Origin of the sequence: Butyrivibrio sp. NC3005 (assembly GCF_000424545.1) — a bacterium.
In the GTDB taxonomy this organism is placed as follows: domain Bacteria; phylum Bacillota; class Clostridia; order Lachnospirales; family Lachnospiraceae; genus Butyrivibrio.
On sequence record NZ_AUKC01000029.1, the window covers coordinates 34,179 to 48,075 of the forward strand.

Sequence of the window (13,897 nt, forward strand, 5' to 3'; positions counted from 1 at the left end):
TTGTGACGCAATAAACAGTAGCAGAATGGAGATTAATATGAAAAAAGCTAGTGGAAAGTCTGGAGTAACTGCCGGAAGAGTTATTAGCAGTATCATTGTATTATTTTTGTTAGGCGTTATTTGTTATGAGCTTTATCAAATAGCAATAGAATTAAAAGAAAGACAGGAGGCGGTATCCTTATACGAATCGCTTCAAGAAAAATGTGTAAAAGTTAATAAAAATAAATTGAATTCGATAGTTAAAAAAACAGAAACGGATGACGAAATACAGTCTAAAGAAGTAATGCTTGACGTAAATCATGTTCAGCTTTCAGAGGCGAACAAAGATTACGTAGGATGGCTTTATTGGAATTTTGATGTAGAGGATAACAGTAAGGATTTTACAATAAGTTATCCGATAGTCAAAGAAAACTATGTAAATGAGTATCTGTATACTACTTTTGAAAAAACTTCAAATAGTGCTGGGTGTATATTCATGGATGTAGATTCTGATGCGAAGTTTAAAGGATATTCGGATTTTTTATTTGGACATAATATGAAGAACGGAACGATGTTCGGCTCTATTGATAATATTTATAGAACAAAAGATTCTGATATTTTAAAGACTACACCTCAATTTGTCTATGTTTATACAAAAGAGAAGATTTTGAAATATGTAGTGTATGGATATGAGTTCACTACAACTGCAGATGAAAATGCTTATTCTTATGTAAAAAGCACCGATGAGTATGATGCTTATGTTAATAGAATGCAGAAACACAGCGGTTATAAAACTCCTATGTATGTGGATTTTTATAAAAGACCCGAAATATTAAATTTATCAACTTGTTCAGGTGCATCTGGAACAGATAAGAGATTTATAGTGCATTGTGTTTTGGTTTCAGAATAAAAATCATAAAAACAATTAGATTATTGATTATTTTTGAAAAATATGATATCATTATTTTGAACGGAATTGCGATAAAATAGTTGATTTTATTATTTATGACCATGGAGGGGCATACAATTATGAAAAAGAACAGTTTCAAAAAAGTCATATCATTAATCATGGCAGTCACAATACTGGGGCTATTCGCTGCATGTTCATCTAGCAAATCTTCAATTGATGATACAGCTGCAACTCGTGGACCTGGAGAAGGCGCAGGACAGACATTTATTGATGATGAAGCTATTGCTCTTGCAGACGGTGCAGCATCTACTCAGGACATTGCGGCAGCAGAAGCAATTGCATTTAACCTCGTTAACAAGCAGCGTGAAAGCGCAGGACTTCCGGCACTTGCATGGAACACAGGTCTTTACAGTACTGCAAAAGTTCGCGCAAAGGAAATAGTTAGTTCATTCAGTCACACAAGACCAGACGGATCCGAGTGGTGGACAGTTAACAGTAATATCATGTATGGCGAGAACCTTGCAAAGCACTATCAGAGCGGAGACAGCGTAGTTACTGCATGGATGAACAGTCCGACTCATAAAGCCAATATCCTTGATGGAAGCTTTAAGAGTGTAGGAATTGCTATTTTCCAGACTGAAACAGGAGCATGGTTCTGGGCACAGGAATTTGGATATTAAAAATAATTATTCTTGACATTAATTTAGTTCAAGTGTACTATAGTAATTAGTTTACCGCTTTTACTTGTTAAAGAATAATAATTACAAATCGATGAGAAAGACGAGTACATATCTATAAATTTGTACAGAGAGCTGCGTTTGGTGAGAGCAGTCAAATGGAAGATGTGGAATGGACTTTTGAGAGCAATCCGAAAATGAACATGAGTAGGTGCGCCGGAGTTTTGCCTCCGTTAACAAAGCAGCATCTGTGATGGCAGATGATTGAGAGGGTTATCCTGTTTCTATGATTGAAGATTAAGATAGAAATAGATAATCAATTCGGGTGGCACCGCAGGTGTTTATAATTTCGTGAACCTGTCCCGTAAGAATAAAGAATGTGAAGTTCTTTATTCTTACGGGACTTTTTTGGTTGTTAAGGAAGGGGAAAGTTATGAAAAAGAAGATGCTTGTAACAATTTTATCAACAATGCTTGCAGTAAGTTCTCTTTGCGGATGTTCACAAGATGCCAATAAGAAGAGTACAAATCAGGGAAACTCTGCAAATAGTGCGCAGACTACGGATAAAGAAACATCTAGTGCAGGTGATGATGTAGAGCTTGTAGAGGGAGATTACAAAATAGGTATTTCACAGTTTGCAGAGCATGGATCACTTGACAATGCCAGAAACGGCTTTATAGAAGGTCTTGCAAGCGAAGGTTTTGTTGAGGGAAAGAACCTTACAATTGAATATCAGAATGCGCAGACAGATACAGGAATTGCCAGTACTATTACAGACAGCTTTGTTTCAGACAAAGTTAATCTGATTTGTGCAATTGCAACTCCGTCGGCAATGAGTGCGTATAACTCAGCTAAGAGTACAGATATACCGGTTATCTATACAGCAGTTTCTGATCCGGTGGCAGCAGGGCTTGCAAATGAAGATGGAACAAGTGTAGGCAATATCACAGGAACATCCGATTATCTTGCAGTAGATGCCCAGCTTCAGATGATTAGAGAGATTCTTCCTAAGGCAAAGAAAATTGGAATAATCTATACAACAAGTGAAGCCAACTCAGTCAGCACGATTGAGAAGTACAAAGAAAAAGCAGGTAGCTATGGTTTTGAAATAGTGGAAAAAGGAATTAGTACAATAAGCGATGTTGACATCGCAGCAGCTGCTCTTGCTGAAAACGTTGATTGTATCAACAACCTTACAGATAACACAGTTGTTTCTGCACTTGATACAGTAATTAGCAGAGCAACAGAGAAAAACATTCCTGTTTTTGGTTCTGAGATTGAGCAGGTTAAGAAAGGCTGTGTTGCATCAATGGGACTTGAGTATTACCAGCTTGGAATTCAGACAGGAAAGATGGCTGCTAAAGTTCTCAAAAAAGAAAGCAGCGCAAAAGATATGAAGTTTGAAGTAATTGATGAACCATCACTTTATATCAATACAGCTGCAGCAAAGAAGATTTCACTTGAAATTTCAGATGATGAGAAATCAAAGGCAGCAGAAGTATATGATGAGATTATCAGTAAGTAAAGAGTAAATATAAAAGTAAAAAGGGGATTTGTTTCATGGCTTTCGTCATCAGTTTTATAGAACAGGGGCTTATATATGGCATCATGGCTCTTGGAATGTACATCACATATAAGATTTTGGATTTTCCGGATATGACAGTCGATGGATGTTTTCCAATGGGAGTTGCACTGTCTGTTGTAATGATTCGTCAGGGAGTATTTCCCTGCGCCACTCTTCCAATCTGTTTTTTGTGCGGCGCAGCAGTCGGCATGATTACAGGAATAATAAATGTATATGGAAAAGTAAGAGACCTTCTGGCTGGAATAATCATGATGACAGGTTTGTATTCTGTTAATCTGATGATTGCAGGTCAGGCAAATCTTCCTATGTATGATTATTTCAATATCTTTGATAATAACCTTCTTAACGGCATATTTCCAGAATCAATGCGAGGATATCAAAGACTTATAGTACTTATCGTTATTACACTTGTAGTTAAATGGATTTTAGATTTATACATGAAGACTAAATCCGGATATATGCTAAGAGCTGTAGGAGATAATGACCTTCTTGTAACATCAATGGGAGTTGATAAGGGCAAAGTTAGAATAATAGGACTTGCAATTGCGAATGGACTTGTATGTCTTTCGGGTTGCATCTTTGCTCAGCAGCAAGGCTATTTTGAAATATCCATGGGAACAGGTACAGCTGTTATCGGACTTGCCAGCGTTATTATAGGAACAAACTTAAAAAAGCACTGCAAATTTATAAATGTGACAACAATGGTTATAATAGGAGCAATTATCTATAGAGCCTGCGTGGCACTTGCACTTAAATTTGGAATGCAGCCAGCTCTTATGAAACTTATTTCAGCATCTATACTCCTTGTTATACTGCTTGCTACAAGGGATAGAAAAAAAGCATCTTGAAACGTGGAATTAAAATAGGGGAAATTTATGCTTGAGTTAAATCATATTTATAAAACATATAATCCGGGTTCAGTTAATGAAATGTGTCTGTATGAAGATTTTAATTTGAAAGTACCGGATGGACAGTTCGTAGCAGTAGTAGGAAGTAACGGTTCAGGAAAGACCTCGCTACTAAAACTTATTTGCGGCAGCATGGAACCAGACAAAGGAGAAATTATTCTTACACAGAGAAATCATTCAACAGGTAAAGAAGAAACTGTAAATCTTGTTGGAGTATCAGAACATGTAAGACATAAGACAATAGGAAGAGTCTACCAGAATCCTGCGCTTGGAACCTGCCCGTCTATGACCATTTTAGAAAACATGGCGATTGCTGATAATAAAGGAAAAATATTTGGATTAGGAAGATGTGTTTCCAAAAAAAGAGAAGAATATTACAAAGAGCTGCTAAAGACAATAGGACTTGGCCTTGAAGACAAAATTCATATTCCGGTAGGCTATCTTTCTGGCGGCCAGAGACAATGCCTTGCCCTTCTTCTTAGTACTATGACACCAATAGACTTTCTTATTCTGGATGAGCATACAGCAGCACTTGATCCAAAAACCGCAGATATAGTAATGGAAATGACTGATAAAATCGTCCATGAGAAAAAAGTCACAACGCTCATGGTTACACATAACCTACGTTATGCAGTAGAATATGGAGACAGAATCCTTATGATGCATGAAGGAAAAGCAATACTGGATAAGGCAGATGAAGAAAAAAAGACTATAAGTACAGAAGAAATCATGCACATATTCAACCAGATAAGCGTTGAATGTGGCAATTAAAACCTATGACTTCTTGCTGAGATTTAGGATAATCATCAGCAAGAATCCTGCTTTGCAGGACAAAATTTGTCTTAACGACAAATTTTGGTCTGATACGGTTATTGATTTTCCTGATGAAAACAATAACCTATAGGTTATTGTCAGTTCCTTGAATGTGAATCTTTTACAAAATCCGCATCAGTCTCGGAGTATTTTTCATCGCAGTACTTACAGCGATAGATTTCTTCCTGCTCGTCTGCTAGATAGAAGATGTGAGGAAGTCCCTGCTCAATAGATGTGATACATCTTGGGTTATGGCACTTTAACACATTTTTTATCTGAATAGGAAGTGTCAAAGCTCTTTTCTCAATAATAGCTCCGTCTTTGATAACGTTGACAGTGATATTGTGGTCAATAAATGCAAGGATATTTAAATCCATAGAATCTATAGGACATTCAACTTTTAAAATATCTTTTCTTCCCATTATATTGCTGCGTGCATTCATAATGATGGCAACAGTGCAGTCTAACTGAGAAAGTCCAAGGTGATGATATATTGACATGGCTTTTCCGGCCTTAATGTGATCTAGAACAAAACCTTCTTCGATTTTTCCAACATTTAACATGGTTTAATCTCCTTTGGTAATATTAATACTCTTTTAACAGGTTGTGGTTAATGTGTGACTTAGTCATATCGAGCAGAGTCAGAATAAGAGCCATTCTGACATAAAGTCCGTTCTGAACCTGTTTGAAATAGGCAGCTCTTTTATCATTGTCAATTTCTACAGAAATCTCATTTACGCGAGGAAGCGGATGTAGAACGTACATATTTTCTTTGGCAAGTTGAATCTTAGCCTTGTCGAGAATATAGAAATCTTTTAATCTGATATAATCCTCTTCATTGAAGAAACGCTCCTTCTGAACACGTGTCATGTACAAAAAATCAAGCTCAGGCATTACATCTTCAAGTCTAATGACTTCTCTATAAGGGATGTTTTTGTGCTTAAGCATATCCGTAATATAATCAGGAATTCTGAGTTCATTAGGTGAGATAAAAATGAACGTTATACCTGTGTATCTAGAAAGAGCATTGATAAGAGAGTGGACAGTACGTCCAAATTTCAAATCGCCACAAAGACCTATAGTGAAATTGTGAAGATTACCGTGAAGGTTTCGGATAGTAAGTAAATCGGTAAGAGTCTGTGTTGGATGCTGATGTCCGCCATCTCCAGCGTTAATAACAGGAATAAGAGAGTGATCAGCAGCGACCATAGGAGCACCTTCCTTTGGGTGACGCATTGCACAGATATCTGCAAAGCAGGAGATAACTCTAATGGTATCGGCTACACTTTCGCCTTTTGATGCAGATGAATTTGATGCATCAGCAAAGCCAATAACCTTGCCGCCGAGACGAAGCATAGCAGTCTCAAAAGAAAGCCTTGTTCTTGTGCTTGGCTCATAGAAGCATGTAGCAAGAATCTTATCATCGCACATGTGAGCATATTTTGACATATTGTTCTCGATGTCAACTGCTACATCGAATAAATTCTCTAGTTCCTCAGTAGAGAAATCCATAGGGCTCATCAAATGGCGTAAATCATTCATTTTAATTTTTTCCTCCAATTGTATAATGTTACAGCTTTAGATAGACAAAAAAAGAAGAGATATTAATAATACCTCTTCAAATTAAATAACAATTATAAATTAATAAATACTGATTATTAGATTGTGAATGGAAAAAATGAGAATTACGGTATTTGTTTTTGAAAATATAGTTACGCATAATTAATTTCTTCCTTTCTACAAAAGTGACTAACATTTTTTATCTTTGGTATGATAACATGGAAATAAATAGAGTGCAACATTTATTTGAGTAAATATTCAAAAAAGAGGTTAAAAAATGTTAAAAGCAAAAGAAATTGATATGACAAAAGGAAATCCATCGTCATTGCTCTTGCAATTTCTGCTGCCACTTGTACTTGGAAATATCTTTCAACAGTTTTACAATATGGCAGATACAATAATTGTAGGACATTATGTTGGAGTAAAGGCTCTTGCAGCCGTTGGAGCAACCGGTAATATTATGTTCCTTATTTTTGGATTTGTTACAGGCCTTTTGCAGGGATTTGCAGTAATAACCTCGCAGAGATTTGGAGCAGGAGATGTAAGAGGCGTTAAAAAAAGTGTAGGAAATGCGCTGGTTTTATCATTGATAATCACTGTTATTTTTACCATAGGAAGCTGTCTTGCTATGGATTTTATGCTAAGCGTCATGAATACACCGCAGGATGTATATGATATGTCCAAAACCTATATCATAACCATATGTTATGGAACCTGCTGCAATGTATTGTACAACCTTATGGCGAGTCTTCTCAGAGCAGTAGGCAATAGTAAAATCCCTCTTTATTTCCTCATAGTATCAGCTGGACTTAATATTTTGCTCGACATAGTATTTATTGCAAACTTCAACATGGGAGTATTGGGAGCAGCGCTTGCAACACTTATATCACAGGGAATATCCGGAGTTTTGTGCGTTGCCTACACCTGGAAAAAAGTTGAAATACTAGTGCCTTCAACAAGTGATCTTCACTTAGATCATCAATGTGTGAAGAATCAGTTGCAGATGGGAATCCCAATGGCGCTTCAGTTCTCAATCACAGCAATTGGAACTATTATGGTGCAGAGTGCCTTGAACCTTTTAGGCACAGTGGCGATGGCATCATATACCGTAGCCTGCAAAATCGAACAGCTGTTTACACAGTTCTTTTCAGCGATGGGAATGACCTGTGCAACATACAGCGGCCAGAATGTTGGAAGCGGCAAAATAAAGAGAATAAACCTTGGCGTAAGATATGCTCTTTTGTATTGTTTTATCTATGCGCTTCTTATTTATGCTATATTGTTTAATACATGTCCGTTTTTTGTAAAACTTTTTGTAGACAGCAAGGAAAGTGCTGAAAGCATAGTGGTAATTACCGGATATGTAAAAGAGTATATTCATCTGTGCGGACTAATGTTCTTCCCGCTTGGAATGATATTTGTATTTAGAAATATACTTCAGGGAAGCGGATACAGTTTCTGGCCGATGATGGGCGGAGTAGTAGAACTTATATGCAGAGCAATAGCTGCAAACTTCGCAGTTAGAAGTAATAACTTTACAAGTATATGCTATGCAAATGCAAGTACATGGCTTGTTACTGGGTTGTTCCTTTTTGGATGTTACCTGGCTATAATGCCAAAGCTGTATAGAAGATTTGGCATAGATAAAAAGAAATAACTAAGAAGTCAGTAAAAGGTAGCATATTTCCATATAGGAAATATTTTTAAGTAACGATTATTATCAACCAGAATAAAAGGCATAAATTAAAGTACCGGTCCACGAAAAGAAAGATTATGAAACCTGACTTTTCGAAGACCGGTATTTTGACAACTTAAACTTTTTTATTTTTTGAAACTTTCACAACTCATTCTCTTATAGGGTTGAATAGACTAGGCTTTTCTGAAAGGTTAACAGGTACATGCCAGATTCTACTCTTATCTTTGTAACCTTCGAAATATACATACTTTGAAGTGACACTTATATTGCTGTAAATGCCTTCAATGAGAATCTTATCATCCGAACCGTCAAGCTTTGCAGCATGGAGCGCAGAAACCTTATTGGTAAGGTTGTTTGACTCCGAGTAAGAAGTTGAATAGAAGATGTGTTCATCATTGAGGTTGAAATAGTCAGCTTTTTCCTTAGAAATAACTTCTACTTTACCGCCATTTATCGGGATTCTCGAAACACGCATATCATTTTCGCCATCAAGATAATAAACATAATCTTTTGTTACAATGGGATTAAAGGAACTACCTGAACGTATTTGTTTAGAGGAAAAGCTTCCCTTTGTATCAAGGGTGTGGAGGTCACGATTTTTTTCTACGCCCGTATAGAAAATAACACCATTAAATGCACTCGAAGGATCGATATATTCGTCAGAAACATGACCTTTATCTCTCTTGTCAATACGGATACGCTCGAGAGTTCCGAGATTTTCGCCTTTTAGCTGATAATAAACATAACTACCAATAAGATTGATATTTCCTACATATTCACGGATAAGGCATACCTGACCAGTGCCGTCTTTTTTGCTTCTGTATGGACCATACTGATTAGTAACAGCATTAAGACCGGTTGAACTATTGACTGAAGTATTAGTGGAATCCATATAGAAATACAGATATTCACCGCAGGTTCCGATATTTCTGACATTCATATTCGTGACCTGCTTAACATCACTTTCGTTGGCATTCATCGAATACATACAGTTGTGGTCATAATTGTTTTTGAAAAAAACTCTGCCACTTGTATCTTCACAGAAATATCCGCCGTTTACCATGTTTCCGCTGCTGTTGCCCACATTTGTTGGTTCATTCATGGGGATTTTATGGGTTAATAAATAGAATAAAGTTCCGAAAGCAATAGCGAACATGCAGATAATAATTATTATGGTATTTCGAAGTTTAGCCATAGTAAGTTACTCCTTCCAAATTTTTATCCATTGCAGTGAGAGGAAAATTGCGTTAAAATTTCATTTGACTATATCACTTTAATGTAAAAAAGTTCCAAAAAACTTACACAACAAGACGCTATATCCTATTTATCGGCATTATTTAATTGTTGATTAGTCTATAGAAAAGATAATAATAAAGTCCTTTTTGCTCATGAACTTAATTATTTCAAGCTTGCAAAAAACTGGAAAATAAATTACCAAATAAAGAAATTGGAGAAAAAATATGGATTTAAAAGAATTACGTGCAAAATTAGATGAAATAGACCCAAAGATTGTAGAACTGTTCGAACAAAGAATGGAATTATGTTCGCAGGTTGCAGATTATAAGATAAGTGCAGGCAAAAAAGTTTTTGATCCTGCAAGAGAAAAAGAAAAAATACAAGCGGTTAAATCGCTTACCCATAACGATTTCAATGCTACAGGAGTAGAAGAGCTATTTGAACAGCTAATGTCAATGAGCAGAAAACTTCAGTATCAGAAACTCTCGGAAACAGGAGCGCTTGGAAGACTTCCGTTTATTGAAGTTGATTCACTCAAAAAAGAAGGCAGCAGAGTAGTTTTCCAAGGAGCAGAGGGTGCTTATTCTCAGGCTGCCATGTTCAAATTTTTCGGTGAAGATGTGAATAATTTCCATGTAGATACCTTCAGAGATGCGATGGTCGCAATAGAGGACGGGGCAGCAGATTTTGCAGTTCTTCCAATTGAAAATTCAACAGCAGGCATTGTTACAGACATATACGATTTGCTGAATGAATATGAAAACTTCATAGTAGGAGAGCAGATAATCCCTATTGAACACTGCCTTATTGGAGTACCAGGGACAAACATATCTGATATAAAGACAGTCTATTCGCATGCACAGTCGCTTATGCAATCCAGCAGATTTCTGAACGACCATCCTGATTGGAGACAAATCAGTATGAAGAATAATGCTTTTGCAGTGCAGAAGATTGCAAATGACAAAGACAAAACCCAGGCAGCCATCGCCAGCGAATATGCAGCAAAATTCTATAATATGGAAATTCTGCAGAAAAAGATAAATCATTCGGATACTAATTCTACCAGATTTATTATTGTAACCAATCAGAAGATATATCTTCCTGATGCAGGAAAAATAAGCCTTCTGGTAGAGATAAGAGATGAAGTTGGTTCCCTTTACCATATTCTTTCGCACTTTATCTACAACCATGTGAATTTGACCAGAATTGAATCAAGGCCAATAGAAGATAGAAACTGGGAATATCGATTCTTCATAGACTTTGAAGGAAATCTTGCCGACAGTGCAGTCAAAAACGTTTTAAGAGGCCTTAGAGAAGAGTGTAAATCACTAAGAGTACTTGGAAATTACTAAACAACAAACAAGGAGAACATGGTATAATGAAAAAAGAACTAATTTGCTATCGAAACATTGAAGACACCTGCATTATTGATGAAATGCAGAAGTTTTTCAATGAAAAAAAAGACTGCGATATCTATAAAATCTCATCTAAGTTAGTAGAACTTGCTGGGAAAAGCGGCTTTTATGGGAATCTCTTTCATGATTACCTGACACTTATTCTCGTAAATAATGAAAATGCCTATTCAATTGCCTGTGAAATGCGAGGAAAAGTTACAGGAACCGTGAATGACATGGCCTATCATGACATGGAAGTGTTTAGAAAACTGTTTTCCTATGATTTGAAACTAATAGATGAGAAGTACGGCGTAACACTTATGGAGAAAATCGCAGATTATACGCCTGTATCTAACGACTCGTTTATGTACAATCACAGAATAAGAGACAGAATCTGTGAACTTTCCAAAGAACTTGCAGCTGCTAAGACTGTTGAAGAGTTCAAAGATATACTTACTTTATTTTACAAAACATATGGAGTTGGAAAGCTTGGACTCCACAAAGCGTTTCGAATAGATAAAAAAGGCGAAGAGATAATCATTGAACCGATCAAAAATATTCGTCATGTTAAACTTGACGACCTGGTCGGTTATGAAATTGCCAAAAAGAAACTCACCGATAATACAGAGAGCTTTTTAAATAAAAAGCCTGCAAATAATTGCCTTTTGTACGGTGATGCCGGCACAGGCAAGTCCTCCAGTATCAAGGCTATTGCCAATGAATACTTTGACAGAGGACTTAGAATAATAGAAGTATACAAACATCAGTTTCAGTATCTTAATGAACTGATTGCTATGATAAAGGGAAGAAACTATCGCTTTATCATATATATGGATGATTTGTCTTTTGAAGAATTTGAAATCGAGTACAAGTATTTAAAGGCTGTTATAGAGGGCGGACTTGAGAAAAAGCCTGAAAATGTGCTTATATATGCAACTTCTAACAGAAGACATTTAATAAAGGAAACTGTATTTGACAAGAAGAACCTTTCTGATGATGGTGATATTCATGCAAATGATACAGTTCAGGAAAAGCTTTCACTTGTAAACAGATTCGGAGTCACCATCTATTTTGGAAAGCCTTCTCCTAAAGAATTTGCAGGAATTGTCATAGAACTTGCAAAGAGAAACAACATTGATATGCCAGAAAAAGAATTGTTATTAAAAGCAAATCAGTGGGAAATGGCTCATGGAGGTCTTTCAGGAAGGAGTGCTCAGCAGTTTATCGACTACTTGCTTGGCGGAAAATAGGAGGAAAAATGAGCGAAACTTTTGCAGCGGTTCATGTAGGTTCCTATGAACTTACCATGAAAATATATGAGATTTCCAAGAAAAACGGTTTGAAGAGCCTTGACCATATCAGACACAGGATTGATTTGGGAACAGAAACCTATGCAACAGGTGCAATAAGTACAGACCACGTGGTAGAACTTACCAAACTGCTTAATGAGTTTACAGATATAATGCGAAGTTATGGAGTTACTTCTATGCAGGCTTATGGAACAAGTGCGCTTAGAGAAACCCATAACATCAGTATTATATTATCGCTTCTGGAACAACGCTGCGGCATGAAAATAGGCATATTGTCCAATTCAGAACAAAGATTTCTGGATTACAAATCAATAGCCCTGCACTCTCAAACCTTCATGAAACTAATAGACAAACCGACTGCTATAGTGGATATTGGGGGCGGCTCCATCCAGGTTTCGCTCTTTGATAAAGACAAACTTGTAACAACACAAAACCTTAAAATAGGTGCTCTTCGACTGCAGCATACATTAAGAACCCTGTCTGCAAGCAAAGACAGACTCCCTATTCTTATATCTGAACTGGTAGATTCACAGCTCAAAGTCTTATCCAAATTTTATTTAAATGATAGAACATATCAAAATCTTATTATAATCGACGATTATGTATCACCGATGCTGCAGAAAGTAGCCTCAGAAGGATTTGAAAACGGTTTTTTAACAATAGAAGATTTTGAAAAAACACTGAAAGAAATAGGAGATATCTCTAACGAAAGAATTTCCAAAAAGTTTGGGATATCTCTTGAAAATGTTGCTCTTTTCTATACAACAGGACTTCTAATATCTAGAATTACCAAAATGCTCCATACAAAGCTTTTGTGGTCGCCAGGAGTGACTTTATGCGATGGAATGGCTTATGAATTTGCTGAAAAGAAAAAGTATATTCCTATAACACACGATTTCGAAGCAGATATCCTTGCATGTGCCTCGTCAATTTCCCAAAGATATGGAGGAAGTAAATCGCGTGCCAAAACCCTTGAGTCTTTGGCAATGCCAATCTTTGATAAGACAAAAAAACTCCACGGACTTGGCAAAAGGCAAAGACTTCTTTTGCAACTGGCCACAATCCTCCATGACTGCGGCAAATATATAAGCCTTATCAACATGGGTGACTGCAGTTATAACATCATCATGTCTACAGAGATTATAGGACTTTCTCATAGAGAAAGAGAGATAGTGGCTAACGTGGTAAGATTCAACCACGAACCCTTTGCATATTTCGAAGATGAATCCATATACTATGCAAATGTGACAAAAGAAGACTACCTTGTTATCTCTAAGCTCACAGCTATACTCAGATTAGCAAATGCGCTCGACAGAACACATCAGCAGAAATTCAAAGATGTTAGCGTAGTACTCAAAGATGATTTGATAATTACAGTTGATACTACAAGCGATATTACAATAGAACGCGGACTATTTGACAATAGAGCTGGATTCTTCGAAGAAATATTAGGAGTAAGACCTTTAATCAGGCAGAAAAGATCATTTTGAATAAAATGAGAGATTAATAACTGTTGAATAATACTTGTAAAACTATATAAATAGATGTTGAGTTTTATAGTTTGCTGATGTATAATAATATTGAAAGGAGCTAGCACTTTGAGTAAATATTATTCTATACATGAATTTTCAAAGATTATAGGTGTATCTGCGCAGACATTACGAAATTGGGATGCTAACGGAAAACTTCATCCACATCATACTACAGCAAGTGGTTATAGATATTATTCTGATGAACAACTTAACCAAGTAATGAATGTAAAGCCTAAAAATCGTATCACAATTGGATATTGCCGAGTATCGAGTCAAAAACAAAAAGATGACTTAGAG

13 protein-coding genes and 1 other annotated feature are annotated in these 13,897 nt (G+C 36.4%); of the genes, 10 read left to right on the plus strand and 3 right to left on the minus strand.

What is annotated here, in order from left to right:
* The first annotated feature begins 37 nt into the window (after positions 1 to 37).
* From G634_RS0109045 to G634_RS0109065, 5 genes are all read left to right on the plus strand, one after another.
* Positions 38 to 889, plus strand: coding sequence for a class B sortase (locus G634_RS0109045; RefSeq protein ID WP_026505024.1), 852 nt, complete (start codon positions 38 to 40; stop codon positions 887 to 889).
* A gap of 119 nt (positions 890 to 1,008) precedes the next feature.
* A complete protein-coding gene (locus G634_RS18610) occupies positions 1,009 to 1,569 on the plus strand; it encodes a CAP domain-containing protein (protein WP_196805322.1) in 561 nt (186 codons plus the stop codon).
* An 82-nt stretch (positions 1,570 to 1,651) separates the two neighbouring features.
* Positions 1,652 to 1,934, plus strand: a binding site (T-box leader).
* 65 nt (positions 1,935 to 1,999) lie between these two features.
* Positions 2,000 to 3,091, plus strand: a complete 1,092-nt coding sequence (locus G634_RS0109055) for an ABC transporter substrate-binding protein (protein WP_026505025.1) — start codon at positions 2,000 to 2,002, stop codon at positions 3,089 to 3,091.
* A gap of 35 nt (positions 3,092 to 3,126) precedes the next feature.
* Positions 3,127 to 3,999: an ABC transporter permease gene (locus G634_RS0109060; protein ID WP_026505026.1), complete on the plus strand. Its 873-nt coding sequence runs from the start codon at positions 3,127 to 3,129 to the stop codon at positions 3,997 to 3,999.
* Positions 4,000 to 4,026: 27 nt separating this feature from the next.
* The gene (locus G634_RS0109065; protein ID WP_026505027.1) at positions 4,027 to 4,830 is read left to right on the plus strand and encodes an ABC transporter ATP-binding protein; all 804 of its coding nucleotides are present in this window, start codon (positions 4,027 to 4,029) and stop codon (positions 4,828 to 4,830) included.
* Positions 4,831 to 4,970: 140 nt separating this feature from the next.
* Here the strand turns inward: G634_RS0109065 and G634_RS0109070 are convergent, their stop codons facing one another.
* Together G634_RS0109070 and pyrB are read right to left on the minus strand one after the other, a co-directional pair.
* Complete coding sequence (locus G634_RS0109070) at positions 4,971 to 5,435, minus strand: aspartate carbamoyltransferase regulatory subunit (protein ID WP_026505028.1); 465 nt, start codon at positions 5,433 to 5,435, stop codon at positions 4,971 to 4,973.
* Between the two features lie 22 nt (positions 5,436 to 5,457).
* Entirely contained in the window at positions 5,458 to 6,414 is a 957-nt protein-coding gene (gene pyrB / locus G634_RS0109075; RefSeq protein WP_026505029.1) for an aspartate carbamoyltransferase, read from the minus strand.
* A gap of 295 nt (positions 6,415 to 6,709) precedes the next feature.
* Between pyrB and G634_RS0109080 the strand changes: the two genes are divergently transcribed.
* Positions 6,710 to 8,089 (plus strand): MATE family efflux transporter, encoded by a 1,380-nt coding sequence (locus G634_RS0109080; RefSeq protein WP_026505030.1) that lies wholly within the window; start codon positions 6,710 to 6,712, stop codon positions 8,087 to 8,089.
* 187 nt (positions 8,090 to 8,276) lie between these two features.
* On the opposite strand, the gene G634_RS0109085 is transcribed toward G634_RS0109080, so the two are convergent.
* The gene (locus G634_RS0109085) at positions 8,277 to 9,323 is read right to left on the minus strand and encodes a DUF5050 domain-containing protein (RefSeq protein ID WP_026505031.1); all 1,047 of its coding nucleotides are present in this window, start codon (positions 9,321 to 9,323) and stop codon (positions 8,277 to 8,279) included.
* 265 nt (positions 9,324 to 9,588) lie between these two features.
* On the opposite strand from G634_RS0109085, the gene pheA reads away from it, so the two are divergent.
* The 4 genes from pheA to G634_RS18615 all read left to right on the plus strand — a co-directional run.
* Entirely contained in the window at positions 9,589 to 10,716 is a 1,128-nt protein-coding gene (gene pheA / locus G634_RS0109090) for a prephenate dehydratase (RefSeq protein ID WP_026505032.1), read from the plus strand.
* Between the two features lie 23 nt (positions 10,717 to 10,739).
* Entirely contained in the window at positions 10,740 to 12,008 is a 1,269-nt protein-coding gene (locus G634_RS0109095) for an ATP-binding protein (protein ID WP_155830544.1), read from the plus strand.
* 8 nt (positions 12,009 to 12,016) lie between these two features.
* The gene (locus tag G634_RS0109100) at positions 12,017 to 13,558 is read left to right on the plus strand and encodes a Ppx/GppA phosphatase family protein (RefSeq protein WP_026505034.1); all 1,542 of its coding nucleotides are present in this window, start codon (positions 12,017 to 12,019) and stop codon (positions 13,556 to 13,558) included.
* Positions 13,559 to 13,666: 108 nt separating this feature from the next.
* Positions 13,667 to 13,897: MerR family transcriptional regulator (locus G634_RS18615; protein ID WP_035799482.1), on the plus strand; the 231-nt coding region annotated here is incomplete at its 3' end.

Bases quoted from the DNA above. Each gene is read 5' to 3' on its own strand.
- G634_RS0109045 (WP_026505024.1), top strand. From the start codon at position 38: ATGAAAAAAGCTAGTGGAAAGTCTGGAGTAACTGCCGGAAGAGTTATT.
- G634_RS18610 (WP_196805322.1), top strand. From the start codon at position 1,009: ATGAAAAAGAACAGTTTCAAAAAAGTCATATCATTAATCATGGCAGTC.
- G634_RS0109055 (WP_026505025.1), top strand. From the start codon at position 2,000: ATGAAAAAGAAGATGCTTGTAACAATTTTATCAACAATGCTTGCAGTA.
- G634_RS0109060 (WP_026505026.1), top strand. From the start codon at position 3,127: ATGGCTTTCGTCATCAGTTTTATAGAACAGGGGCTTATATATGGCATC.
- G634_RS0109065 (WP_026505027.1), top strand. From the start codon at position 4,027: ATGCTTGAGTTAAATCATATTTATAAAACATATAATCCGGGTTCAGTT.
- G634_RS0109070 (WP_026505028.1), bottom strand. From the start codon at position 5,435: ATGTTAAATGTTGGAAAAATCGAAGAAGGTTTTGTTCTAGATCACATT.
- pyrB (WP_026505029.1), bottom strand. From the start codon at position 6,414: ATGAATGATTTACGCCATTTGATGAGCCCTATGGATTTCTCTACTGAG.
- G634_RS0109080 (WP_026505030.1), top strand. From the start codon at position 6,710: ATGTTAAAAGCAAAAGAAATTGATATGACAAAAGGAAATCCATCGTCA.
- G634_RS0109085 (WP_026505031.1), bottom strand. From the start codon at position 9,323: ATGGCTAAACTTCGAAATACCATAATAATTATTATCTGCATGTTCGCT.
- pheA (WP_026505032.1), top strand. From the start codon at position 9,589: ATGGATTTAAAAGAATTACGTGCAAAATTAGATGAAATAGACCCAAAG.
- G634_RS0109100 (WP_026505034.1), top strand. From the start codon at position 12,017: ATGAGCGAAACTTTTGCAGCGGTTCATGTAGGTTCCTATGAACTTACC.